The 22,219-nt window shown below is 72.4% G+C and carries 26 protein-coding genes; 8 read left to right on the top strand and 18 right to left on the bottom strand.

The features are described from left to right. Positions 1-151: 151 nt before the first annotated feature. On the bottom strand, positions 152-1,084 hold the full coding sequence (locus OG917_RS22830; protein ID WP_328319473.1) for a zf-HC2 domain-containing protein: 933 nt from the start codon (positions 1,082-1,084) through the stop codon (positions 152-154). Beyond that, the gene (gene sigE / locus OG917_RS22825) at positions 1,081-1,854 is read right to left on the bottom strand and encodes an RNA polymerase sigma factor SigE (RefSeq protein WP_328319472.1); all 774 of its coding nucleotides are present in this window, start codon (positions 1,852-1,854) and stop codon (positions 1,081-1,083) included. The genes OG917_RS22830 and sigE overlap by 4 nt, the downstream gene beginning before the upstream one ends. A gap of 127 nt (positions 1,855-1,981) precedes the next feature. Between sigE and OG917_RS22820 the strand changes: the two genes are divergently transcribed. Further along, a complete protein-coding gene (locus tag OG917_RS22820; RefSeq protein ID WP_328319471.1) occupies positions 1,982-2,647 on the top strand; it encodes an O-methyltransferase in 666 nt (221 codons plus the stop codon). Between the two features lie 67 nt (positions 2,648-2,714). Here OG917_RS22820 and OG917_RS22815 read toward each other — a convergent pair whose 3' ends face one another. Continuing rightward, positions 2,715-2,882, bottom strand: a complete 168-nt coding sequence (locus OG917_RS22815; RefSeq protein WP_003966491.1) for a DUF3117 domain-containing protein — start codon at positions 2,880-2,882, stop codon at positions 2,715-2,717. A 317-nt stretch (positions 2,883-3,199) separates the two neighbouring features. Here OG917_RS22815 and OG917_RS22810 point away from each other — a divergent pair, with 317 nt between their 5' ends. Then, complete coding sequence (locus OG917_RS22810) at positions 3,200-4,000, top strand: enoyl-CoA hydratase/isomerase family protein (RefSeq protein ID WP_328319470.1); 801 nt, start codon at positions 3,200-3,202, stop codon at positions 3,998-4,000. A gap of 15 nt (positions 4,001-4,015) precedes the next feature. Here OG917_RS22810 and OG917_RS22805 read toward each other — a convergent pair whose 3' ends face one another. Both OG917_RS22805 and OG917_RS22800 read right to left on the bottom strand, forming a co-directional pair. Then, entirely contained in the window at positions 4,016-4,609 is a 594-nt protein-coding gene (locus tag OG917_RS22805; RefSeq protein ID WP_328319469.1) for a DNA-3-methyladenine glycosylase I, read from the bottom strand. Next, entirely contained in the window at positions 4,606-4,935 is a 330-nt protein-coding gene (locus tag OG917_RS22800) for a DivIVA domain-containing protein (RefSeq protein ID WP_328319468.1), read from the bottom strand. Before OG917_RS22800 ends, OG917_RS22805 begins: the two co-directional genes overlap by 4 nt. Before the next feature lie 275 nt (positions 4,936-5,210). On the opposite strand from OG917_RS22800, the gene folP reads away from it, so the two are divergent. Beyond that, the gene (folP, locus tag OG917_RS22795) at positions 5,211-6,071 is read left to right on the top strand and encodes a dihydropteroate synthase (RefSeq protein WP_328319467.1); all 861 of its coding nucleotides are present in this window, start codon (positions 5,211-5,213) and stop codon (positions 6,069-6,071) included. Positions 6,072-6,164: 93 nt separating this feature from the next. On the opposite strand, the gene OG917_RS22790 is transcribed toward folP, so the two are convergent. Both OG917_RS22790 and dapE read right to left on the bottom strand, forming a co-directional pair. Then, a complete protein-coding gene (locus tag OG917_RS22790) occupies positions 6,165-6,920 on the bottom strand; it encodes a TIGR00730 family Rossman fold protein (protein ID WP_328319466.1) in 756 nt (251 codons plus the stop codon). A 65-nt stretch (positions 6,921-6,985) separates the two neighbouring features. After that, positions 6,986-8,065, bottom strand: a complete 1,080-nt coding sequence (gene dapE / locus OG917_RS22785; protein ID WP_328319465.1) for a succinyl-diaminopimelate desuccinylase — start codon at positions 8,063-8,065, stop codon at positions 6,986-6,988. A 39-nt stretch (positions 8,066-8,104) separates the two neighbouring features. Between dapE and OG917_RS22780 the strand changes: the two genes are divergently transcribed. After that, positions 8,105-9,043 (top strand): heavy metal transporter, encoded by a 939-nt coding sequence (locus OG917_RS22780; RefSeq protein ID WP_328319464.1) that lies wholly within the window; start codon positions 8,105-8,107, stop codon positions 9,041-9,043. Positions 9,044-9,353: 310 nt separating this feature from the next. Then, positions 9,354-9,770: an ATP-binding protein gene (locus OG917_RS22775; protein ID WP_328319463.1), complete on the top strand. Its 417-nt coding sequence runs from the start codon at positions 9,354-9,356 to the stop codon at positions 9,768-9,770. A gap of 144 nt (positions 9,771-9,914) precedes the next feature. Here the strand turns inward: OG917_RS22775 and dapC are convergent, their stop codons facing one another. Both dapC and fdxA read right to left on the bottom strand, forming a co-directional pair. Continuing rightward, positions 9,915-11,015, bottom strand: coding sequence for a succinyldiaminopimelate transaminase (gene dapC, locus OG917_RS22770; RefSeq protein ID WP_328319462.1), 1,101 nt, complete (start codon positions 11,013-11,015; stop codon positions 9,915-9,917). 150 nt (positions 11,016-11,165) lie between these two features. Continuing rightward, the gene (gene fdxA, locus OG917_RS22765) at positions 11,166-11,486 is read right to left on the bottom strand and encodes a ferredoxin (RefSeq protein WP_164267011.1); all 321 of its coding nucleotides are present in this window, start codon (positions 11,484-11,486) and stop codon (positions 11,166-11,168) included. A gap of 113 nt (positions 11,487-11,599) precedes the next feature. Here fdxA and OG917_RS22760 point away from each other — a divergent pair, with 113 nt between their 5' ends. Together OG917_RS22760 and OG917_RS22755 are read left to right on the top strand one after the other, a co-directional pair. Further along, on the top strand, positions 11,600-12,619 hold the full coding sequence (locus OG917_RS22760; RefSeq protein ID WP_328319461.1) for a GNAT family N-acetyltransferase: 1,020 nt from the start codon (positions 11,600-11,602) through the stop codon (positions 12,617-12,619). Between the two features lie 17 nt (positions 12,620-12,636). Next, the gene (locus tag OG917_RS22755) at positions 12,637-13,479 is read left to right on the top strand and encodes a transglutaminase-like domain-containing protein (protein WP_328319460.1); all 843 of its coding nucleotides are present in this window, start codon (positions 12,637-12,639) and stop codon (positions 13,477-13,479) included. A 36-nt stretch (positions 13,480-13,515) separates the two neighbouring features. Here the strand turns inward: OG917_RS22755 and OG917_RS22750 are convergent, their stop codons facing one another. Continuing rightward, positions 13,516-14,316 (bottom strand): helix-turn-helix transcriptional regulator, encoded by an 801-nt coding sequence (locus tag OG917_RS22750; protein ID WP_328319459.1) that lies wholly within the window; start codon positions 14,314-14,316, stop codon positions 13,516-13,518. Between the two features lie 49 nt (positions 14,317-14,365). Between OG917_RS22750 and OG917_RS22745 the strand changes: the two genes are divergently transcribed. After that, positions 14,366-14,833: a DUF2000 domain-containing protein gene (locus OG917_RS22745; RefSeq protein WP_328319458.1), complete on the top strand. Its 468-nt coding sequence runs from the start codon at positions 14,366-14,368 to the stop codon at positions 14,831-14,833. A 50-nt stretch (positions 14,834-14,883) separates the two neighbouring features. Here OG917_RS22745 and OG917_RS22740 read toward each other — a convergent pair whose 3' ends face one another. The 8 genes from OG917_RS22740 to OG917_RS22705 all read right to left on the bottom strand — a co-directional run bounded on the left by OG917_RS22740 (position 14,884) and on the right by OG917_RS22705 (position 22,150). After that, complete coding sequence (locus tag OG917_RS22740) at positions 14,884-15,489, bottom strand: response regulator transcription factor (protein WP_328319457.1); 606 nt, start codon at positions 15,487-15,489, stop codon at positions 14,884-14,886. Next, the gene (locus tag OG917_RS22735) at positions 15,486-16,649 is read right to left on the bottom strand and encodes a sensor histidine kinase (RefSeq protein WP_328319456.1); all 1,164 of its coding nucleotides are present in this window, start codon (positions 16,647-16,649) and stop codon (positions 15,486-15,488) included. The genes OG917_RS22740 and OG917_RS22735 overlap by 4 nt, the downstream gene beginning before the upstream one ends. Further along, on the bottom strand, positions 16,646-17,386 hold the full coding sequence (locus tag OG917_RS22730) for an ABC transporter permease (RefSeq protein WP_328319455.1): 741 nt from the start codon (positions 17,384-17,386) through the stop codon (positions 16,646-16,648). The genes OG917_RS22735 and OG917_RS22730 overlap by 4 nt, the downstream gene beginning before the upstream one ends. Continuing rightward, positions 17,383-18,306: an ABC transporter ATP-binding protein gene (locus tag OG917_RS22725; protein WP_328319454.1), complete on the bottom strand. Its 924-nt coding sequence runs from the start codon at positions 18,304-18,306 to the stop codon at positions 17,383-17,385. The genes OG917_RS22730 and OG917_RS22725 overlap by 4 nt, the downstream gene beginning before the upstream one ends. A gap of 154 nt (positions 18,307-18,460) precedes the next feature. After that, the gene (locus OG917_RS22720; RefSeq protein ID WP_328319453.1) at positions 18,461-20,431 is read right to left on the bottom strand and encodes a hypothetical protein; all 1,971 of its coding nucleotides are present in this window, start codon (positions 20,429-20,431) and stop codon (positions 18,461-18,463) included. A 165-nt stretch (positions 20,432-20,596) separates the two neighbouring features. Next, positions 20,597-21,004, bottom strand: a complete 408-nt coding sequence (locus OG917_RS22715) for a DUF6113 family protein (RefSeq protein ID WP_328319452.1) — start codon at positions 21,002-21,004, stop codon at positions 20,597-20,599. Continuing rightward, a complete protein-coding gene (mshB, locus tag OG917_RS22710) occupies positions 21,001-21,897 on the bottom strand; it encodes an N-acetyl-1-D-myo-inositol-2-amino-2-deoxy-alpha-D-glucopyranoside deacetylase (RefSeq protein ID WP_328319451.1) in 897 nt (298 codons plus the stop codon). Before mshB ends, OG917_RS22715 begins: the two co-directional genes overlap by 4 nt. A gap of 58 nt (positions 21,898-21,955) precedes the next feature. Further along, complete coding sequence (locus OG917_RS22705; RefSeq protein WP_328319450.1) at positions 21,956-22,150, bottom strand: hypothetical protein; 195 nt, start codon at positions 22,148-22,150, stop codon at positions 21,956-21,958. Positions 22,151-22,219: the final 69 nt, after the last annotated feature.

The raw sequence follows: 22,219 nt of genomic DNA, 5'->3' as shown, positions 1-22,219 counted from the left end.
GTCCGGCCCGGTGGGCTTCCCGTCGTCCATGCTCTCCCCGCACCTGCCCCGCTCCGCGTGCCCGTGGCGGGCAGCCTTTCAGGGATTGAACCAGGTTTCCAGGGGAGCCGAGCTCCTGCGGCGTCCCTCGGGACCGGGCGCGGAGACCCGCTCAGTGCCGGGCGGGGGCCGGCAGGCCCGAGCGGCCGGGAGCGGCGAGCGGGACCGGCGCATCGGAGGCCGCCGGGCTCGGCCGCGCGGGCCCCGACGGCGGGGTGGCGGCCATGGGGGGACGGACCGCGGACAGCGAGGAGACAGCGACCAGCGGCGTCGTGAGCGAATACAGCGACTGCCGGGCCGGGCGGGGATCGGGCGCGGGCGTCGCATGCCGCGCGGCGAAGGCGGTGGGCAGGACCGGGGTCTGCTTGCGGTCGTTCAGCGGAGCGGTGTCTCCGGTACGGCGACGGTGTCCGTCCGCCCTGGCGCCGAGCGGGTCGGTGGCGCTCATCGGTGTCACGTTGTGGGGCGGGCCGTCGGTGTGGGACGGGAATTCGCCCCCGCCGTCGAGCGGCAGCGTGCCCCCCAGCGCGATGGCAGCCAGTGAGACGGCGCTGGCCGCGGCGAACGCGAACCTCCGGCCGCGCCAGGCCGAACGCTCCTGATCGCTCCGGCCCACGGGGTGGATCCGGAATCCGCCGGCCGGGCCGCCGTCCGGGATCGCCGCGGCGCCGGGCCCTGCGGGCACATAGCCGAAGGCGTCCATGCGGGGGTCGGCCGCACGCCCGCCGGACGGGCGGACGGACGGGAAGAACTCGTCGGCGAAGCGGTCGCCGAGAGGTCCGCGCCGCCCCGGGTCGCCGCCGCCCGGTCCGCCCGGCAGGCCCTGGAGACGGGCGAGCAGCCCCTCGGAGGGGGGCGGGGGCGCGGTCTCGGCGAAGACACTTTTCAGCCGGCGCTGCGCATCCGCCTCGGTCTTGCACTTCGCACAGGTGGCCAGGTGCGCGAGCACCCGCTCGCGGGCGTCGTCCTTCAGCTCACCGTCGACCAGTGCGGCGAGTCGGTCCCCGAGGTGCTGCTCGGCCGGGGTCGGACTGGTTCCACTCACGCGGTGCCATCCTCTCCGTCCATGCCGGTTGCCACCCCGGCCAGCGCGCGCTGCTCGGCGCGACGGGCCTCGGGCGAACGGTGCTTGAGAGCCTTGCGCAGGTGGGAGCGGCCACGGTGGATCCGGCTGCGCACGGTGCCGAGCTTGACGCCGAGCGTCGCGGCGATCTCCTCGTACGAGAGCCCCTCGATGTCGCAGAGGACCACGGCCGCACGGAACTCCGGGGCGAGGGTGTCCAGCGCCTGCTGGACGTCCGCGTCGAAGTGCGTGTCGTGGAAGACCTGTTGCGGCGACGGCTCACGGCTCGGCAGCCGCTCGGCCGCGTCGTCCCCGAGCGCGTCGAAGCGGATCCGCTGCTTGCGGCGGACCATGTCGAGGAAGAGGTTGGTGGTGATGCGGTGCAGCCAGCCCTCGAAGGTGCCCGGCGTGTACGTCGACAACGAGCGGAAGACGCGGACGAAGACTTCCTGAGTGAGGTCCTCGGCGTCGTGCTGGTTGCCTGTCAGGCGGTAGGCGAGGCGGTAGACCCGGCCGCTGTGCGTGCTGACGATCTCCTCCCACGAGGGCGGAGTCCAAGTCTGCGCGTCCGCGTCTGAGGCGAAGGTCGCGGTCTGTACGGAGTCAGCAGCGCTGGAGCTGTCAGCAATGTCGGTCACGGATTTCGGCTCACCCGCCGACCTGAGAAAGCGCCGCAGCACTCCTCCCCGATCCACAGGCGCAGCCGCACCTCCCCTGTCGGCTCTGGTGGTGTCCAGTGGAGCCCCTACCATAGCCACCTCGCCCGTTAGCTCCGGATAAGACTGATTGCCGGATTCCTCGTACATCCGCATCCCCCCTGCACTCCTACAACGCCCGGTCCCATCTGCGGGTTCCCGGACGCAGCGGATACAGTCACGAGTGCGCCAACTACGGGGACAGGAGAGGGCCATTACCGCCAACCGGCAGACGAGCTGGGCCTTCGCCAACGCTTTTGTCGCCGAGGACGAAGCCCTGCGCTGGGCCCGCGACCGGGCCCGCGACTCAGGCCTGCCCTCGGTCTCGCCCGGCACCGGTGCGGCGCTGCGGCTGCTCGCCGCCACGACGGGCGCCAAGGCCGTGGCCGAAATCGGTACGGGCACCGGCGTATCAGGCATCTACCTGCTCCAGGGCATGCGGCCGGACGGCGTGCTGACCACCGTCGACCCGGAGCCAGAGCGCCAGGGCTTCGCCCGTCAGGCGTTCCGCTCGGCCGGGTTCGCGGCGAACCGGTCGCGCTTCATTCCCGGCCGGGCCCTCGACGTACTGCCGCGTCTCGCGGACGGCGGGTACGACCTCGTCTTCTGCGACGGCGACCGGCTGGAGTCGCTGGACGTACTCGCCGAATCGTTGCGTCTGCTGCGCCCCGGCGGCCTTGTCTGCTTCGAGGGCGTCTTCGCCGACGGCCGTACCGTCGACTCCGCCGCCCAGCCCGCCGAGGTGCTGCACCTGCGCGACCTGTTGCGCACGGTCCGCGAGAGTCAGGAACTGCTGCCCTCGCTCCTGCCGGTCGGCGACGGGCTCCTCTGCGCCGTACGCCTGGGCTGAGGCACGCGGAAACACCACTGCCCCGGCCGGAGCCGGGGCAGTGGAGAGAACATTGGGGGCGTCCGCCTCAGCCGACGACCTTCTTCAGCGCGTCGCCGAGTGCATCGGCCTCGTCCGGAGTCAGCTCGACAACAAGTCGTCCGCCGCCTTCGAGCGGAACGCGCATGACGATGCCCCGCCCCTCCTTGGTCACCTCGAGCGGGCCGTCGCCCGTCCGCGGCTTCATGGCCGCCATGCTCGTTCCCCTTCCTGAAACCAGCTCATCGCAGCCGACAACCCAGGTGTCACCGGCATCGAACATATTGCTTCCCAGCCATTATCCCGCATCCCAGGACCCGATGACCAACATCGGTCTGCATCGCTTGCGCAACGCGCTTCCTCAAAACCACTCAATTCGGCGCTCCCCCTGCGATACTGCGCCGCCTCGTCCACCATTCTCGGCCGGCATCGTTTGACGCAGGTCACATGTTCGCCGCCGATGATCTCCGGCATGCTGAGCTGCGGACGACGAACCAGCACTTTCAGCAGCCGACATCCAGCAGTGGAGGACCCATGGCGGACACCGTGCTCTACGAGGTCACCGACGGACTCGCGACGGTCACGATCAACCGTCCCGACTCCATGAACGCGATGAACACCGAGGCGAAGGCCGCCCTGCGCGACGCCGTGCAGGCAGCTGCGGCGGACCCTGCGGTCCGGGCCGTACTGCTCACCGCCACCGGGCGCGCCTTCTGCGTCGGGCAGGATCTCAAGGAGCACATCTCCTCGCTGACCGCCGACCGGGACGCGGGCACCGGGCGCACCATGTCGACCGTGCAGGAGCACTACAACCCCATCGTGCGGGCGCTCACGGAGATGCCGAAGCCGGTCGTGGCCGGGGTCAACGGCGTCGCCGCGGGGGCGGGTCTCGGCTTCGCGCTCGCCGCCGACTACCGGGTCGTGGCCGACACCGCGAAATTCACCACGTCGTTCGCGGGTGTCGCGCTCACCGCGGACTCGGGTGTCTCCTGGACGCTGCCGCGGCTGATCGGCCGGAGCCGCGCCGCCGATCTGCTGCTGTTCCCGCGCTCCTTCGGCGCTCAGGAGGCGTACGACCTGGGCATCGCCAACAAGCTGGTGCCGGCGGCCGATCTGGCGTCGGAGGCGCTGGCGGTGGCCCGCGCGCTCGCCGAAGGGCCCACCGTCGCGTACGCGGCGATCAAGGAGTCCCTCGCCTACGGGGCGGGCCACCCGCTCCGTGAGGCGCTGGAGAAGGAGGACGAACTCCAGACGCGTGCGGGTGCTTCGGAGGACCACCTGATCGCGGTGGAGGCCTTCGTGGGCAAGACGAAGCCGCGCTACCTGGGGCGCTGAGCGCCGCCGGCGGGGTCAGTCGCCGGCCGGTGCCCGCCTGGCGAAACAGTCCGCCAGGTGGTCGTCGACCAGGCCGCACGCCTGCATCAGGGCGTAGGCCGTGGTCGGGCCGACGAAGCGCAGCCCGCGCTTCTTGAGCGCCGCGGCCAGCGCGGTGGACTCCGGTGTCACCGCGGGGATGTCCGCGGTGGCGCGGGGCGCCGGCCGGGTGGCGGGGTCGGGGGCGTACGACCAGATCAGCGCGTCGAGTCCGCCCGGCTCCCAGTCCGCGAGCGTTCTGGCGTTGGCGAGGGTCGCGTCGATCTTGGCGCGGTTGCGGATGATGCCGGGGTCGGCGAGCAGCCGGTCCCGGTCGCCCCCGGTGAAGGCGGCCACCTCGGCGATACGGAACCCCGCGAAGGCCCGGCGGAACCCCTCGCGGCGGCGCAGGATCGTGATCCAGGAGAGCCCCGACTGGAACGCCTCAAGACAGAGCCGCTCGTAGAGCGCGTCGTCGCCGTGGACCGGGCGGCCCCACTCGGTGTCGTGGTAGCCGACGTAGTCCTCGGTGGACACCCCCCACGGACAGCGCAGCCTCCCGTCGGCTCCGGGGACGGCGTCCGGACTCATCGTCGCGGGTCCTCGTCGTCGACAGCCGCGGCCCGCGCACCCGCGAGCGCCGCTTCCAGCTCCGCGATCCGCGCGTCGCGCTCGGCCAGTTCCGCCCCGAGCCTGCCCAGCACGTCGTCCACGTCGGCCATCCGGTAGCCGCGCACCACCATGGGCAGCCGCAGCGCCTCGATGTCAGCACGGCCGACCGGCCGGGCGGCGGGCAGCGGATCGACGGGCAGTTCGGGGGACGCGTCGGACAGTACGGTGCCGTCGCTGCCACCGATCACCGCGAGAGTGACCGCGGCGACCACCACGACCATCGCGATCAGCAAGAACCAGAACACGAGTGGGCCTCTCCCCGGATAGCGGAACCGTGCGGGTCCGATCGTGCCATGCGCGCCGGGCCGCTAGGGTCTTCCGTCCGGACCGGGCCGGATCAAGGGAGCGGGCTCCGGTGCGTGCGGCTGCGGGGCGTGCGGCTGCGGGGCGGAGGACCGGGGCGGAGCGTCGCCGGCCGGCGACGACGCCGCGGATGTGCGTGCCGGGCCCCGCGCCCGGCATGATCCAGAGGGAAGACCCCGGGGTCGCAGGCGACTCGGCGGGCGAGAGGAGCAAGTGGATGCTGCGGTTGGGACGGCGCGAGTTCGACGCGCACGAACCGGTGATCATGGCGATCGTCAACCGGACCCCGGACTCGTTCTACGACCAGGGGGCGACCTTCCGTGACGAACCCGCGCTCTCCCGCGTGGAGGAGGCGGTGTCCGAAGGGGCGGCCATCATCGACATCGGCGGGGTCAAGGCGGGCCCCGGCGAAGAGGTCACGGCTGCGGAGGAGGCACGGCGCACCGTCGGCTTCGTCGCCGAGGTGCGAAGGCGCCACCCCGATGTGGTGATCAGCGTCGACACCTGGCGCCATGACGTCGGTGCTGCGGTGTGCGAGGCGGGCGCGGATCTGCTGAACGACGCATGGGGCGGGGTGGATCCCGAACTGGCCGCGGTCGCCGCCCGGTTCGGCGCGGGCCTGGTCTGTACGCACGCGGGCGGCGCCGAACCGCGGACCCGGCCGCACCGGGTCACGTACGACGACGTCATGGACGACATCCTGCGGGTGACGGTCGGTCTCGCGGAACGGGCGGTCGCGCTGGGCGTGCGGCCCGACGGCATCATGATCGATCCCGGCCACGACTTCGGGAAGAACACCCGGCACTCGCTGGAGGCCACCCGCAGGCTGGGCGAGATGACCGCGACGGGATGGCCGGTCCTGGTCTCCCTGTCCAACAAGGACTTCGTGGGCGAGACCCTCGACAAGCCGGTCAGGGAACGGCTGCTCGGGACCCTGGCCACGACCGCGGTCTCGGCGTGGCTGGGGGCACAGGTGTACCGGGTGCACGAAGTGGCCGAGACCCGGCAGGTGCTGGACATGGTGGCTACGATCGCGGGCCACCGGGCGCCGGCGGTCGCCCGGCGGGGACTGGCCTAGGGCCCTTCTGCCGGACAGGACCCGGAAGCACGCCGGAGGGGCTCATCGAGAAGCCCCTCCGGCGCCGGCCGGGCCCGCGGGCCGGGAAGCTCCCTAGATCCCGGTCTCCTTGGTCACCAGGGCCACTGCCTCGTCCACGTCGTCCGTGACGTGGAACAGCAGCAGATCGTGCTCCGACGCCTTCCCCTGCGCCACCACCGTCCCGCGCAGCCAGTCCACCAGGCCGCCCCAGTACTCCGTGCCGAAGAGCACGATCGGGAACCGTGTCACCTTCCGGGTCTGGACCAGGGTCAGCGCCTCGAACAGCTCGTCCAGGGTGCCGAGCCCGCCCGGCAGGACCACGAAGCCCTGCGCGTACTTCACGAACATCGTCTTGCGGACGAAGAAGTAGCGGAAGTTCACTCCGATGTCGACATGCGGGTTGAGGCCCTGCTCGAAGGGCAGCTCGATCCCGAGCCCGACCGACACGCCGTCGGCCTCCCTCGCGCCCTTGTTCGCCGCCTCCATCGCGCCGGGTCCGCCGCCGGTGATCACCGCGAAGCCCGCCTCGACCAACGCGCGGCCGATCCGTACCCCCGCCTCGTACTCCGGCGCGCCCGGGGCCGTGCGGGCCGAGCCGAAGACGCTGATCGCGCTGGGCAGTTCGGCCAGGGCGCCGAAGCCCTCCACGAACTCCGACTGGATGCGCATGACCCGCCAGGGGTCGGTGTGCAGCCAGTCCGCTGAGCCCTTCTCCGTGGTGTCGAGCAGCCGCTGGTCGGTGGTGCCGGACTGGACCTGGTCCCGGCGGCGCACCACCGGGCCGAGGCGCTGCTCCTCCGGCGCCGGTGCTCCCTCAGGGTTGCCCATGTTGTGCTCCCTCCGCTGTACGTGTCCCGACAGACTAGGTCGGCACATGTGACGAATGGGGAAATTCAGGCCGTCAGCCAGGAGCGGAGTCGCTCCTCGGCCCGGGAGATCATCGCGATGTCGACGCGCTCGTCGCGCTTGTGCGCGAGCAGCGGGTTGCCCGGGCCGTAGTTCACCGCGGGCACACCGAGCGCACTGAAGCGCGACACGTCCGTCCAGCCGAACTTCGGCCTGGCCACGCCGCCGACCGCCGCCATGAAGGCCGCCGCCGCCGGGTGCGAGAGGCCGGGCAGCGCGCCGCCGGTGTGGTCGTCGACGATGAACTCGTCGATGTCGCACCCGGCGAAGAACTCCTTGACGTACGCCAGCGCCTGCTCCTCGCTGCGGTCGGGCGCGTAGCGGAAATTGACCACCACGGTGCACGCGTCGGGGATGACGTTGTTGGCCACGCCGCCCTCGATCCGTACGGCGTTGAGGCCCTCGTGGAACTCCAGGCCGTCGATCACCGGCCTGCGCGGCTCGTACGCGGCCAGCTTCGCCAGGATCGGGGCGGCGGAGTGGATCGCGTTGGACCCCATCCAGCTGCGCGCCGAATGGGAGCGCTCGCCCTTGGTGCGCAGGATCACCCGGAGCGTGCCCTGGCAGCCGCCCTCGACCTCGGTGTCCGACGACTCCAGCAGGACGGCGAAGTCCGCGGCCAGCCAGTCGGGGTGGGCCTCGGCCACGAGCTTGAGGCCGTTGAGGTCGGCGGCGACCTCTTCGTTGTCGTAGAAGACGAACGTGAGGTCGCGGTTGGGCTCCGGCACGGTGGCGGCGATCCGCAGCTGCACGGCCACGCCCGACTTCATGTCACAGCTCCCGCAGCCCCACAGCACGCCGTCCTCGTCGAGCCGCGACGGGACGTTGTCCGCGATCGGCACCGTGTCGAGGTGCCCGGCCAGCACGACCCGCTCGGCACGGCCGAGGTGCGTCCGGGCGACGACGTTGTTGCCGAACCGGTCGACGGTCAGGTGCGGCAGGGCCCTCAGGGCCTCCTCGACCGCGTCGGCGAGGGGCTTCTCGGTGCCGCTCACGGAGGGGAAGTCGACCAGCTGCGCGGTCAGGGCCGGGGCGTCGAGTGTGAGGTCAAGCGGGGTCTCTGACATGGCTCAGACCCTAACCCGGGCTCCAGTACGGTGTGCCCTGTGTCCCAGCCCACTGCCGCGCCACGCCGCGGCCGTCTCGTCCGGACCGTGGCCGCCCTCGCCGTACTCCTGGCGGTCGCGGGCTATGTCCTGGTGCAGTACCTCAGCGGAGGCAGCAGCGGTCCGCGGTGCACGGCGCGGTCGAGCGCCGGGGCCGGCTTCCGGCTGAGCCCCGAGCAGGCCGTCAACGCGGCGACGATCACCGCCGTGGGAACGTCTCGCGGTATGCCGGAGCGCGCGGTGACCATCGCGCTGGCGACCGCACTCCAGGAGTCGGAGCTGCGCAATCTCGACCACGGCGACCGGGACTCGCTCGGCCTCTTCCAGCAGCGGCCCTCGCAGGGCTGGGGCACGGCCGGGCAGGTCATGGATCCGGTCTACGCGGCCGGGAAGTTCTACGAGCACCTCGAAAAGGTCCCCGACTACACCCGGCTGCCGCTGACGGTCGCCGCCCAGCGGGTCCAGCGCAGCGCCTTCCCGCAGGCGTACGCGAAGCACGAGACGGACGCCACGCTGCTGTCGGCCGCGCTGACCGGACGGGCACCCGCCTCGTTCTCCTGCGCGGCGACCAGGAGCAGCGTGGCGGGCAGGCCGGCCGCGGTGCGCGCGGCGCTGACACGGGCCTTCGGGTCCGGGGTGCTGTCCGGCACGAAGTCGGCGCAGCCTTCGGAGGTCCGGCTGCCGGTCCGCACGACAACGGCGCGGGCGGCCGGCGCGCGCGGCACGGGGTCCGTGCGGCAGCGCGGCTGGGAGCTGGCTCACTGGGCGGTGGCCAACTCTGCGGCACTCCACATCCGGCGGGTCAGCTACGCGGGCCGGGAGTGGACCGCGGGGACGAACCAGGCACCGTGGCGCACATCGGACGCCGGACGGAGCAGCCCGACAGGGCGGAGCGCGAGCCAGGACGCGGCCGAGGTCCGCATCAGCGTCACGAAATAGCCCCGGAAGCGGCCCGTACAGACACTCGGCCCCTCACTCGGAAGCGGCTCCGTCGCCCGCTCCCGAGGGCCTCGCGCACCCCTTCCGCCCAGCCGCACCCTCGCTCCGCGGACCTCAAGGGCCCCAAGGGGAGTGACGGTTCAGCAGGCGCTCACACGGACCACCGTTTGTCCGTTTTTATCCGAACCCGATAATGCGACACATTGCAGACTCTTTACCTTGGTGCACCGCAACTTCCCCCTCCCCCCAAGCGGTTGTCACACCGTCCGGTCGCCGGACAGTCAACGTCCCCTCCCGCTCAAGGAGCACCATGTCCCTCTCCCTGACCCGTCGGATCGCCCGTACCGCGCTGCTGATCGCGGCGGGTGCGGCCCCCGTGGTCGGTGCGGCCGGCGTCGCAAGCGCCGCGGAACTCCCGCAGGCACCGAACCTGGGCGGCGTGACCGCCCTCGACGGCGCCGGCCTGGGCAACTCCGTCGACAGTGCGGCCCGGACGACCACCGGCATGGCCGGTGACACCGGCAGCAAGGCCGTCAAGAAGACCGTCCCCGCCGCGGGCAAGGCGGTCGGCGCCGTCGGCAAGACCGCCGCTCCGGCCGCCCAGAAGGCCGCCGGCGAGACCGCCGGCAGCGCGGGCACCCTCATCGGCGGCACCGCGGCGGGCGCCGGCGGCGCCCTGCCGACCGCGGGCAAGCTGCCGGTGGGCGGCCTGCCGCTCGGCCGCTAGGTCTCCGGCGGCCACCGGCCGACCGGTCCCGGTTCGGCCGGCCACGGCCGCCGGGTACCGCGAAGGGCCCCAGGGAGTTCGCGCTCCCCGGGGCCCTTCGCGTGCGTGCCGTGCGGACCGCCCCTCGACGGGGCGGCCCGGGTCCTACTTCTCGCCGAGCCGCTTCACCGCGGCGGCCACCCGCTCGTCGGTCGCCGTCAGCGCCACCCGGACGAACCGCTCGCCCGCCGTCCCGTAGAAGTCACCGGGCGCCACCAGGATGCCCAGCTCCGCGAGGTGGCCCACGGTCTCCCAGCACCGCTCGTCGCGGGTCGCCCACAGGTAGAGGCTGGCCTCGCTGTGCTCGATCCGGAAGCCGTGCGCCTCCAGTGCGGCCCGCAGTGCGCTCCGCCGGGCCAGGTACCGCTCCCGCTGCTCCGCCACGTGCGCGTCGTCGCCGAGCGCCGCGGCCATCGCGGCCTGAACGGGCGCGGCCGTCATCATCCCGCCGTGCTTGCGGATCTGCAGCAGCTCGCCCAGCACTGCGGCGTCGCCCGCGAGGAACGCGGCGCGGTACCCGGCCAGGTTGGAGCGCTTGGAGAGCGAGTGGACGGCGATCAGACCCTCGTACGTGCCGCCGCAGACATCCGGGTGGAGCACGGAGACCGGCTCGGCCTCCCAGCCCAGCTCGAAGTAGCACTCGTCGCTCGCGATCAGGACGTCGTGCTCCCGGGCCCAGGCGACGATCCGCGCCAGTTCCCCGCCGCCGATGACCCGGCCGGTGGGGTTGGACGGCGAGTTGAGCCAGAGCAGCCTTAGCCCCTCGGGATCAAGCTCCGTCGGGTCGTCGTAGACGACCGGCTCCGCGCCGCAGAGCCGCGCGCCCACCTCGTACGTCGGGTAGGCGAGCCGGGGGTACGCCACCCGGTCACCCGCCCCCAGGCCGAGCTGCGTGGGCAGCCAGGCCACCAGTTCCTTGGAGCCGACCACCGGCAGCACGTTGGTGTGCGCGACCTCGCGCGCCCCGAGCCTGCGCTCGCACCAGCCGCTGATCGCGTCACGCAGCGCGGTCGTCCCCCACACCGTCGGATACCCGGGTGAGTCGGCCGCGGCGACGAGCGCCTCACGGACGAGCGCGGGGACCGAGTCGACCGGTGTGCCGACGGAGAGGTCGACGATGCCGTCCGGATGGGCGGCTGCGGTCGCCTTGTACGGCTCCAGCTTGTCCCAGGGGAAGGCGGGGAGACGCGATGAGAGTGCGGACACGGGCTTCACTTTCTCGTACGTACGGGGTGGCGCGGGCGCGGACCGCGCGGTCATGGGCTGCGACGGGCCCGGCCCTCGCGGGCCGGACACCGGGAAATGCCGCAGCCCCGTACGGCGAAGAGTGCCGTACGGGACCGGGTCGCTACGGGATCAGCCGTTCTGCGGAGGCAGCGCCGCGATGAAGGGATGGTCGCGCTCGATCAGGCCGAGCTTGGAGGCGCCACCGGGCGAGCCGAGCTCGTCGAAGTATTCGACGTTCGCCTTGTAGTAGTCCTTCCACTCCTCCGGGGTGTCGTCCTCGTAGAAGATCGCCTCCACCGGACAGACCGGCTCACAGGCACCACAGTCGACGCATTCGTCCGGGTGGATGTACAAGGACCGGGAGCCCTCGTAGATGCAGTCGACGGGGCACTCCTCGATGCACGCCTTGTCCTTGACGTCGACACAAGGCTGCGCGATGACGTAAGTCACGCTGTCGTTCCTCCTCGGTAGGGCTGCTCTGCGCGGGAGCGCGGCGTCGTCGATGCCCGCACCTAGTATCTCCGTTCCTGGGCGCGATCCGAACAGGAGGGGCGGAGAGAGCTGTGGAATTCACCACCGGCGGACGGCTTGAGGTCCGAATTACACCTGTTGACGTGGGCAAACGGGTATCAGTCAGGCAGCTGACCAACGAGGCTGCGCCCGGTGCGAAGTTCACCGACACGGTGGGTGTTCTCACATCATGGGACGCGGGTGTGCTGTCCATCACACAGCGGTCGGGCGTGTCGGTGCGGATCCCGGAATCGGCGCTCGTCGCGGGCAAGACCGTCCCCGCGACGCCCGCACGCAGGCGGGGTCCTTCGGCGACCTTCCCCGAACTGGCGCGGGCGATGGCGCGCGCCTGGCAGCCGGTGGAGAGCGAGCAGCTCGGCGACTGGCGGCTGAGGGCCGCCGCCGGTTTCACCCGGCGCGCCAACTCCGTGCTGCCGCTCGGCGATCCGGGCCGCCCGCTGGACGCGGCCCTGGAGCGGGTGCACGCCTGGTACGCGGAGCGCGGCCTGCCGGCGTACGTCCAGGTCGCCACCGGGAGCGAGGGCACCCAGGAGGTCCTGGCCGCCGGTCTGGAGCAGCGCGGCTGGACCCGCGAGGTGAGCGCGCTGGTACTGACCGGGGCGCTGGCCCCGCTCGGCGACCCGGCCCGCCCGCTGGAGGACACGGTCTCCCGGGTGACGCTCTCCCGCTCCTGCGACGCCCCCTGGCTGGCCCGCTACCAGCGCTTCAGCACCCCGGACCCGGCCGTCCTGCGTGTACTGGGCAGCGGCCCCTCGACCTGGTTCGCGTCGGTCGGCGGCCCGGGCGGGGTGCCCTCCGCGATCGGCCGGTGCGTGACCGACGGCCGGTGGGCGGGTTTCATGGCGGTGGAGGTGGACCCGGCGGCCCGCCGTCAGGGGCTGGCGAGCGCGGTCATGACCGCGCTGGCCCGCCGGGCGCTCGACGAGGGCGCCTCGGCGGCCTGGCTCCAGGTCGAGGAGGACAACGCCGCGGCCCGTGCCCTCTACGACGGCCTGGGCTTCCGGACCCACCACCGGTACCACCACTACCGGCAGCACATTCCCACGGCATAGGCGGGCAGGGGATCCATATGGACGAGCAATCCACCGACTGGCGCAGGCAGTTCGCCGAGGAGGCCCGCGCCGGGCGGCCCGATCTCGCGCTGCTGTGCCTGCTGGTGGGCACGGAGGCCGATCCCGCACTCGGCCAGGACGGCATCGACGCGGCCCAGATCGAACTGGACCGGCTGGCGGGGGCGCTGCCCTTCGGGGTGACCGGGGCGGACGCCTGGGCCGGCGCACTCGGCGAACTCCTCGGCGCGCGCAGCGGATTCAAGGGGGGCGAGGCCGACTACCAGCGGCTGGAGTCCTCCCTGCTGCACGAGGTGCTGCGGCGCGGGCGCGGGCTGCCGATCCTGCTCTCGGTGGTGTGGATCGAGGTGGCACGGCGGGCCGGCGCCCCGGTGTACGGGGTGGCGCTGCCGGGCCACTTCGTGGTCGGCTTCGGCGATCCCTCGGGCCGCCCGGAGGATCAGGTGCTCGCCGATCCGTTCGCGGGCGGACGGCTGCTCACCGGCGATGACGCGGGCGCGCTGGTCGCCGGCGCGACGGGTGCGCCCTTCGACCCGGCGATGCTCGCCCCCGCCGGCCCGCTGGAGATCGTCCTGCGGATCCTGAACAACATCCGGGCCTGGGCCGCGGCCCGCCCGGAGCGTACGGACGTCCAGCTCTGGGCGGTCGAACTCTCCCTGCTGCTGCCCTCGCACCCGGCGCGGCTGCGCTACGAGCACGCCGAACTCCTCGTCGAGCGGGGCGACTTCATGCGCGGAGCGGTGGAGATGGAGGAGTACGCCGAGGTGGTGGCCGCGGTCGAGCCGGGCACTGCCGAGACCATCCGCGGCCGGGCGAGGTCGGCGCGCGCGATGCTCAACTGACCGGCCGGGGCCGTGGTCCCGGGGCGCGGACGGCGCTCACCGTCCGGCGCGGGCGTACCTCCCCGGCGCTACGCCCACGACACGCTTGAAGTGCCGGGTCAGATGGGACTGGTCGTAGAAACCGGTGGCCACCGCCACCTCGCCCGGCTGCTGTCCTTCGAGCAGCAGGCCACGGGCCCGGTCCACCCGGCGGGACGTCAGATACTGGTGCGGGGTGATCCCGAAGGCTGCGCTGAACGCCCGCACCAGATGGGCGGGGTGGGCGTGCACCTGTGCGGCGGCCTCCCGCAGTGTCACCCCCTGCACCAGCCGCTCGTCGAGCAGCTCCCGCAGGCGCTCCGCGACGGGCCGGGCGGACCCCTCCGGCCGGCCGCCGGCAGCGCCCGGCCGCAGATGCCCGCGCAGCCGCTCGCTGATGAGAGCCAGCCGGCTCTCCGCCTCCAGCTCGTCACCCCGGCAGCCCAGCGCCGTGTGCAGCTGTCCGACGCGGCTGCGCAGCACCGGGTCGACCAGATCGGGGCGGTCGACGGCGGCGCCGATGTACCCGGCGTCCAGCTGGGTCATGTCCAGGTAGAGGACCCGTTTGCGGAAACCGTGCGGAGTGGCGGGTGAGCCGTTGTGGGGCACCTGCGGGGGCAGCAGCGAGACGGTGTCGTGCGGGGTGCCGTGTTCGTGGCGGTCGAGGTCGTACCGCACGGCCCCGTCGTCGACGATCAGCAGGGTCCACGCGTCATGGACGTGCATCGGGTAGGAGTGCTCGGTGAAGTGGGCATGGAAAACCTCGACGACACCCGCTACGGGCGGGCGCCATGCGGAGACCTCCGGCCGGGACACCATGCAAAGAACGTACAAGACCGCGCGGCGGCCCACGCGGCAGTCTCGGGGCATGAGAACCGAGACTGCCCCCGCCGCCGTCGCCGACAGCTCCACCGCCGGCGCGCCGGTCCGCTTCGACACCAAGATCGCCGTGCTGCTCCACGAGGACCTGGAGACCTGGCAGCGGCTGAACGTGACCGCCTTCCTGGTCAGCGGGCTGGGCCCGACGCTGCCCGAGGTGATCGGCGAGCCGTACGCCGACGCCGACGACACCGCCTATCTGCCGATGTTCCGGCAGCCCGTACTGGTCTTCGAGGGCACCAGCGAGACGCTGACCGCCGCGCACTCCCGTGTCCTGTCCCGCGCGCTCCCCCGGGCCGTCTTCACCCGGGAGCTGTTCGGTACGGGCAACGACCGCGACAACCGGGCCGCGGTCCGGGCGGTCGGGCGCGACCGGCTCGACCTGGTGGGGCTGGCGGTCTACGGACCGCGCAACGCGGTGGACAAGGTACTCAAGGGCGCACGGATGCATCCCTGAGGGGCAGCGGTCCTTCCCTGGCCCCGGGGCAGGGAAGGACATCCGGACCGCTAGAGCCAGCCCTTCTCACGGGCGATCCGCACGGCCTCGGCGCGGTTGCGGGCCGCCAGCTTCTGGATCGCCGTGGAGAGGTAATTGCGGACGGTGCCCTGCGAGAGGTGCAGCGCCGCCGCCACTTCCGCGTTGGTCGAGCCATCCGCCGCCGCGCGCAGCACGTCGCGCTCGCGGTCCGTCAGCGGATTCGCGCCGTCGGAGAGTGCGGCGGCGGCCAGGGTGGGGTCGATGACCCGTTCTCCCCCGAGGACCCTGCGCACCGCGGTGGCCAGCTGGGACGCGGGGGCGTCCTTGACCAGGAAGGCGTGGGCGCCCGACTCCATGGCACCGCGCAGATAGCCGGGGCGGCCGAAGGTGGTCAGGACGACGACCTTCAGCGCGGGCAGTTCGCGGTGGAGCTGGGCCGCCGCTTCGATGCCGGTCATGCCCGGCATCTCGATGTCGAGCAGCGCGACGTCCACGGCGTGGGCCCGGGCGGCGGCCAGGACCTCGTCGCCGCGGGCCACCTGGGCCACGACCTCGAAATCCGGCTCAAGGCCGAGCAGCGCGGCAAGGGCCTCACGGACCATGGCCTGGTCCTCGGCGAGCAGGAGCCTGATCATGCACCGGATCCTATGGGGACGCGGACGGTCAGGGTGAAGCCGGGACCGGCCTGCGTATCGAGCGTGCCGCCGGCCTTGGCGAGGCGCTCCGCCAGTCCGGTCAGTCCGTTGCCGTGCGGGCCGGGGGCGGCGTTCCTGCCGTCGTCGCGCACCACGAGTTCGAGGCGGCGGCCGTCCAGGGTCTGACGGGAGGCGAGCGCGACCGTGCAGTGCCGGGCCCCGCTGTGGCGTACGACGTTGGTGATGCCCTCGCGCAGCGCCCAGGCCAGTACGGCCTCCTGGTCCTCGTCCAGTCCGCCGGCCCCGCACCCCTCCGGTACCTCGGCGGGCACATCCGCCACGATGCCCGCCGCCGCGAGGGCGGTGCGGGCGCCCGCCAGCTCGCCGGGCAGGGTCGGGCGCCGGTAGCCGGTGACCGCTTCCCGTACGTCCGTCAGCGCCTGTCTGCTGACCCGCTCGATATCCGCGACCTGCGCGGCCGCCGGGCCGGGCTGGTCCGGGAGCATGCGGCCCGCCAGCTCCGATTTGAGGGTGATCAGCGACAGGGAGTGGCCGAGGAGGTCGTGCAGGTCGCGGGCCATCCGCAGCCGCTCCTCGTTGGCGGCGAGCTGGGCGACCGTGGCGCGGGCCTCCCTCAGCTCGACCGTCGTACGGATCAGCTGCCGCACACCGGTCATCGCGAATCCGCCGAGCAGGGCCGGGATGAGCAGTGGCCCGGCGAGCCCGACCGGATCGTCGGCGCGGAGCGCGAGGAGGCACATCAGCGCTGTGGCCCCGAGGATCCCCCAGGTCGCACGGCGAAGCGGCAGGACCGCGCCGCAGTTCACGGCCACGTACACGAAGAGGACGAGCCAGGGGGAGCCAAGAGTGAGGTTGAGCCCGACGGCGAGGACGCCGAGGACGACCAGGGTGGTGTGGATCACGCGTGGCGAGAGCGAGCGGCTGGTGTTCCGGAAAACCATGACGAGGTACAAACCGACGAAGACGGTCAGCCCGGTCCAGCCGAGCGCCTGCCCGGCGGGCGAGTAGCGCCCGTCGAGCAGTGCGTTGAGCGGAGTGCTCAAGAAGATCAGCCAGATGCCGATCCAGAGCATCTTCCTGGCCGCTTCCCGGGTGTTCTCCGGTACTTTCCCGATACCGACCACGCGTTCCTGGTTCACGCCTTCAGTGTGTCCTTCCGGTAGAGCCAGGCGGCGCCGCCCGTGAAGATCAGGAAGTAGACGAAGAGGATGGCCACGTCCTTGATGTGCGGTGCGCTGCCCACCTCGATGGCCTGGCCGAGGCCGGCGTACGCGTGGGTCGGCAGCCACTCCGCGACATTCTGCAGCCACTGCGGGAAGACCGTCGTGGGCAGCCAGAGGCCGCCGAGGATGGAGAGCCCGAAGTAGATGATCATCGTGATCGGCCGGACCGCGTCACCGCTCGTGATGTACCCGATGGCGACACCGAGCGCCGCGAAGACCAGGCTCCCGGCCCAGATGACGCCGGTCAGCGCGAGCCACTGCCACGCGTCGAACCGTACGTTCTTGGCGAGGGCCGCCACGACGAAGACCACCACGATGCACGGCAGGGTGACCACGGCCGCGCTGGCGATCTTCGCGAGGACATAGCCGCGGCCCGGCAGCGAGGTGAGGCGCAGCTGGCGCACCCAGCCCTTCTCCCGCTCCTTGGCGATGCGCTCGCTGTTGCCCATGAGGACGGCGGTCAGCGCGCCGAAGGAGGCCATCGCGACCACGTAGAAGTTCTGGAGGGTGAGGTCGGTGCCGCCCACCTTGTCCGACGAGGACGCCCCGCTCGAAATGATCAGGTAGAGCATCGAGGGGTAGAGGATCGAGAAGAACATGAACTTCTTGTTCCGCAGCGTCCGGGTGATTTCGAGCTTGACCAGGGTCCTCATGCTGCTTTGGCCTCCTCGGCCTCGGTGATGGCGACGAAGGCCTGTTCCAGGCCGAGGCCCGCGACTTCGAGGTTGCGGGGGTAGAGACCGAGTCCGTACAGCGCGTGGACGGTGGCGTCCGCGTCGGACGACTGGATACGGACCGTGCGGCCGGAGACGTCGAAGGCCGTCAGGCTCGGGAGCCCGCGCAGCGCGACCTCGTCGATGGCGCCCTCCAGGTCGAAGGCGATACGCCGGGCGCCGGCCTTGGCCTTGATCTCGGACGCGGTCCCGTCGGCGAGCAGCCGGCCCTTGTGGAGGACCAGGACGCGGTCGGCGATGGCGTCCGCCTCCTCCAGGTAGTGCGTGGCGAAGAGGACCGTACGGCCCTGGTCGGCCTGCTCACGCATGGTGGCCCAGAAGGCCTGCCGGGCCGACACGTCCATGCCGGTGGTGGGCTCGTCGAGGACGATCAGGTCGTTGTCCCCGGCTGTCGCCAGTGCGAAGCGGACGCGCTGCTCCTGGCCTCCGGAGAGCTTGTTGACCATGCGGTCGGCGATCTGGGTGATGCCCGCGCGGTCGAGCACGTCGGCGACCGGGCGCGGGTGGCGGTGCAGATCGCAGGCCAGCTGGACCAGCTCGCGGACCTTGACCTCCTCCATCAGGCCGCCGCTCTGCAGCATCGCACCGACGCGGCCGTCCCTGATGGCCTGTTCGGGGGTGGTGCCGAAGACCCGGACGGTGCCCGAGTCGGGCTTGCGCAGTCCGAGCAGGAGGTCGAGCGTCGACGACTTGCCCGCCCCGTTGGGACCGAGCAGCGCGACGGTCTCGCCGGGATGCAGGTCGAGGGTCAGGCCGGCCACGGCGCGCACCTCGCCGTACGTCTTGTTCACGTTCTCGAAGCTCGCCACGGTGGTGGGCGGTGCTGTCGTCTTCGTCATGGGAACAGCCTCGCTCAGTGGGGATACCCGGCGGCAGAGCCGCCTGTCGTGAGTCGGCGATGACAGATGTCATACCCCCGGCCGTGACACGGCCCCCGCCGGAGGACCGGCGGGGGCCGTGAGGAGGCGACTGCGCTCGCGGGTGCGGCCGCGGTCAGCTCGGGTCGAGGCTGATCGTGGCGACGCGCTCCGCCGGGGTCTTGCCGAGCAGCGCGGACTGCATGGCCTGCGCGACATCGGTGGCCGAGACCGGGTGCTTCTGCCCGTCGCCCTTGGTGATCATGACGCCGTCGAAGACGCCCTCCAGGAGCTGGGTGATCGCCGTCCGGTTGTAGACCGGTTCGAGCCGTCCGCTGACGGGCTTCATGGAGAGGATCTTGGGCAGCGACCTCTCCGGTCCGAACTGGATCTGCTTGTTGCCCGCCTTGATCGTGATCAGCCCGGACATCGCGGGCTGCGCGAAGTCCTTCATGGCCCGGTCGATCTCGGCCTGCGTGATGGTCGGCTGCCTGGCCACGACCGGGAGTTGCACGGTGTGCGGCTTCCCGGTCTGGACCTGCGCGCGGAACGCGTCCCGGACAGCGACCATCGACTTGTTGACGTCCAGGGCCTTGCCCGCCTTGCCCGGTGCGGGAACGGCCTTGCCGGGCTCGAACTTGACCGTGCCGTCGGACGCGGAGCCGGAGACGCCCGCCAGATCGGTGAGCGCGACGCCGAGCTTCTCCTCGTCGGTCGGCAGGATCGGCTCGACCTGGCGCCGGCCGCCGAAGAGCGAACCGATCACCGAGACGGGGTTGTAGTCACTGCCCGCCGCCTGCCGCACGGTGGCCTGGGTCTCCAGGCTGAGTCCGGCCGTCGCGGGCCTGAGCTCGGTCCTGCGGCCGTCGACACTCAGCTGGATCGGGGCGTTGACCCGGTTGCCGAGCGCACTGTCCAGCTTGTTGACGGCCTCGTCCCGGGTGCCGCCGCCGATGTCGACACCGAGCACGGTGGTGCCCTTGGGGACATCGGAGTGGTTCATCAGCAGCCCGGCGCCGTACGCCACACCGGCGAGCACGACGACGCCGACACCGATGAGTCCCAGCTTCGAGCGGCCCTTCTTCACCGGTGCCGCCGGGCGGACCGGGGCGGGGCCCGGGGCCGGGACCACGGCGGGGTTCGGGGACGGGCTGAACGGCGATGAGCCGTCGGAGAACTGCGGCGGGCCGCCGGGGCCGTCCGTGCCGGGGCCCGCGGCGCCGCCGGGGCCCGGCGGGAACGGGGCGCGGCGATCGGACGGCGCCACCGGGACGCCGCTGCTGAGCGTGGAACCCGAGACGTTCCCGCCGGCCGGCGGGACCCCCTGGCCGCCGGGGCCGGGGCCGAATCCGGGTACCTGCTGCTGCGGTGTCAGTACGGCGGTGTCGTCCGACATCGGCGTCGCGGCGCCGCCGGAAGCGGACGGGCCGTCACCGAGCGGAGGCGTCAGCGGGCTGGTGCCGGTGACGGGACCCGTGGTCGGTCCCGAGGGGCCTGCGAGCCCGGCCGGGCCGGGCGGCCCGAGCGAACCGAGGGCCCCGGGAGGGCCGGAGGGGGCGGACGTACCGGCGGCGCCGGGCCCGGCGCCGCCCCGCGGTTCGGAGAAGTAGGGCAGGTCGGCGCGGGGCCCGCCGCCGTCCTGCGCCCCGGGCCCGCGCGGGGCCGGAGCGGACGGCGTGGCGGAACCCGGCGCGTCGGGCGCGGACTGCACCGGTGGCTGGGCGGGGCCTGCGGGCTTGCGCGGCGCGAACCAGTCACTGGTGGGACGCTCGGCCGGCGGAGCCTCGGCCTCCGGCTCCGGATCGGGCTCGGGCGGCAGCGACATGGCCGCGGTGCGCTCCTGGTCGGCGCCGCGGTCGATGGGCTCACTCTCGCCCATGGGCGTCCGCATGACGACCGGCGGAATCGGCCGCGAGCCGGGGATGTTGATCCGGATACGCGTCGTCAGCGTGGTCTCGGTCCTGGGCTCGTCCGGCTGCGGCTCGGCGGCCGGCGCTGCGGCCTCCTCCGGAGACTGGCGGGTTCCGTACGGCGGCGTGCCTGAGGGGTACGCGGCCCCGCCACGACCCTGGGGACCGGTGGACGAACTGTCAGTTTCACGACTCAAGGCAGGTTCTCCCGGTTGGCTCCGCCGCCCGTTCTTACTTGTGCGGGAGGTTCGGCGGCGCGCACCACCATACTGGCCACGGCGCGATGACACCCCCCACCCACTGGAATGTGTGGTTCCGACCGCCCTCGCAACGGCGTCCCGTTCACTGGGCGAAGCGGCACATCACTTGCCAGGTCGGGCGGAATCCGGCCCCGGCTGCGGCACTTTGCGCACGGTGGCACAGATCACAGCGGCCACCATTCCGCCCAGCAGGAAGACGTACGAGCCCGTCCCTGCGCCGAAGACGAAGTCGCCCTCCGGGCGGGTGGCGGTCAGCAGCATGACGGCGACCAGCCATCCGACGGCGGGGGCGCCGACCCCGACCGCGGTACCGGTCGCCACCCGGCCGCCGTAGAAGACGGCCGCGGTGCCCAGCAGGGCGATGACCAGTCCGCCGGGGAACCAGCCGGCCTGGACGAGGGCGCCCGCGAGCCCGGCCAGCGCGCCGAGCACGACGAGCCCGAAGTAGGCAGCGACGCGGCGGGGGTTCAGCGGCGCCGCGATGCCCGTGGGCCCCTGGTTCGCACTCACAGGGCCGCTCCGGCGATCCCCGCGAAGAGGTCGGTCTCCCGCTCGCCATCCGGCGCCCCCGGTGTGCCCCGCACCAGTTGGTAGTACTCCCGCGTGAAGAGCGGCTGGCCCAGGTCGTTGGAGAGGGCGAAGAACGGTCCTTCCACGGCGATCTGACTCGCGTGCGCACGCATCGCGGCCGTCTTGGCCGCCGCGTGGGCCGCGCCGTCGATCTCCGCCGTGACGAGCGTGTCGTCCACGACGCCCGGCACGTCCCCGACGTCCGCGATCCCGGGGAAACCGGCGCCGGCCGCGCGCAGCCGGGCGAAGCCCTCATCGGCCGCCGAGCGCGGCACCCGGTTCCAGTAGATCTTCGCGATCCGGTGCGGCGCACCGCACTCCGGCCGGAACGCGGGCTCGTCCGCGAGCTCGGCGGCGCGCATCGCGACGCGGTGCGCCTGGATGTGGTCGGGGTGGCCGTAGCCGCCGTGGGTGTCGTAGGTCACCAGCACCTGCGGCCTTACGGTGCGGATCACCTCGACGAGGTGGGCCGCCGCCTCGTCCACGGGCGTGTTCCAGAAGGCGCCCTCGCGGTGGTTCTGCGGGGCGCCCATCATCCCGGAGTCCCGGAATCGGCCGGGGCCGCCGAGGAAGCGGTGGTCCGTGACGCCCAGCTCCCGCATCGCGTCGGCCAGTTCACCGGCGCGGTGGGCGCCGAGGACGTCCTCGCGGTCCGCTGCCAGATGAGCGAGGCCGGGCGGAATGATCTCGCCCTCCTCGCCGAGGGTGCAGGTCACCAGGGTGACGTGGGCGCCGTCGGCCGCGTACGCGGCCATGGTGGCGCCGTTGTTGATCGACTCGTCGTCGGGGTGCGCGTGCACCAGGAGCAGGCGCCGGTCGGGTAGGTCCGTCATGGGAACAGCCTACGAGTCGCCCCCGCTTCCAGGGGCGCCCGTCCTTCTGTCCGTCGGCTCAGAACTTGATGCCGCCGATCATCCCGGCCACATTGGTCGTGAGCGAGTGGATGGTGGGCGCCACGGACGAGCTGGCCAGGTAGAAGCCCAGGAGCGCGCAGACCATCGCGTGCCCCGCTTTGAGCCCCGACTTCCTGACCATGAGCACGACGATGATCGTCAGCAGCACCACCGCCGAGATCGAGAGCGCCATGACGGTTCACCTCCACTTGCGTACGGTCCAGGGGCATGCCGCGACTGCCGGTAGCGTCACACCCACCTA

Origin of the sequence: Streptomyces sp. NBC_00388 (genome assembly GCF_036061255.1) — a bacterium.
GTDB lineage: Bacteria > Actinomycetota > Actinomycetes > Streptomycetales > Streptomycetaceae > Streptomyces.
This window is presented reverse-complemented; position numbering and strand designations above follow the sequence as displayed.

Coding starts and splice junctions, on each gene's coding strand:
- OG917_RS22805 (WP_328319469.1), bottom strand. CDS start 4,609: ATGAGTCCGGACGCCGTCCCCGGAGCCGACGGGAGGCTGCGCTGTCCG.
- OG917_RS22790 (WP_328319466.1), bottom strand. CDS start 6,920: ATGGGCAACCCTGAGGGAGCACCGGCGCCGGAGGAGCAGCGCCTCGGC.
- OG917_RS22705 (WP_328319450.1), bottom strand. CDS start 22,150: ATGGCGCTCTCGATCTCGGCGGTGGTGCTGCTGACGATCATCGTCGTG.
- OG917_RS22755 (WP_328319460.1), top strand. CDS start 12,637: ATGGACGAGCAATCCACCGACTGGCGCAGGCAGTTCGCCGAGGAGGCC.
- mshB (WP_328319451.1), bottom strand. CDS start 21,897: ATGACGGACCTACCCGACCGGCGCCTGCTCCTGGTGCACGCGCACCCC.
- OG917_RS22815 (WP_003966491.1), bottom strand. CDS start 2,882: ATGGCGGCCATGAAGCCGCGGACGGGCGACGGCCCGCTCGAGGTGACC.
- sigE (WP_328319472.1), bottom strand. CDS start 1,854: ATGGTAGGGGCTCCACTGGACACCACCAGAGCCGACAGGGGAGGTGCG.
- OG917_RS22745 (WP_328319458.1), top strand. CDS start 14,366: ATGAGAACCGAGACTGCCCCCGCCGCCGTCGCCGACAGCTCCACCGCC.
- OG917_RS22810 (WP_328319470.1), top strand. CDS start 3,200: ATGGCGGACACCGTGCTCTACGAGGTCACCGACGGACTCGCGACGGTC.
- OG917_RS22750 (WP_328319459.1), bottom strand. CDS start 14,316: ATGGTGTCCCGGCCGGAGGTCTCCGCATGGCGCCCGCCCGTAGCGGGT.
- folP (WP_328319467.1), top strand. CDS start 5,211: ATGCTGCGGTTGGGACGGCGCGAGTTCGACGCGCACGAACCGGTGATC.
- OG917_RS22740 (WP_328319457.1), bottom strand. CDS start 15,489: ATGATCAGGCTCCTGCTCGCCGAGGACCAGGCCATGGTCCGTGAGGCC.
- dapE (WP_328319465.1), bottom strand. CDS start 8,065: ATGTCAGAGACCCCGCTTGACCTCACACTCGACGCCCCGGCCCTGACC.
- OG917_RS22730 (WP_328319455.1), bottom strand. CDS start 17,386: ATGAGGACCCTGGTCAAGCTCGAAATCACCCGGACGCTGCGGAACAAG.
- OG917_RS22775 (WP_328319463.1), top strand. CDS start 9,354: ATGTCCCTCTCCCTGACCCGTCGGATCGCCCGTACCGCGCTGCTGATC.
- OG917_RS22725 (WP_328319454.1), bottom strand. CDS start 18,306: ATGACGAAGACGACAGCACCGCCCACCACCGTGGCGAGCTTCGAGAAC.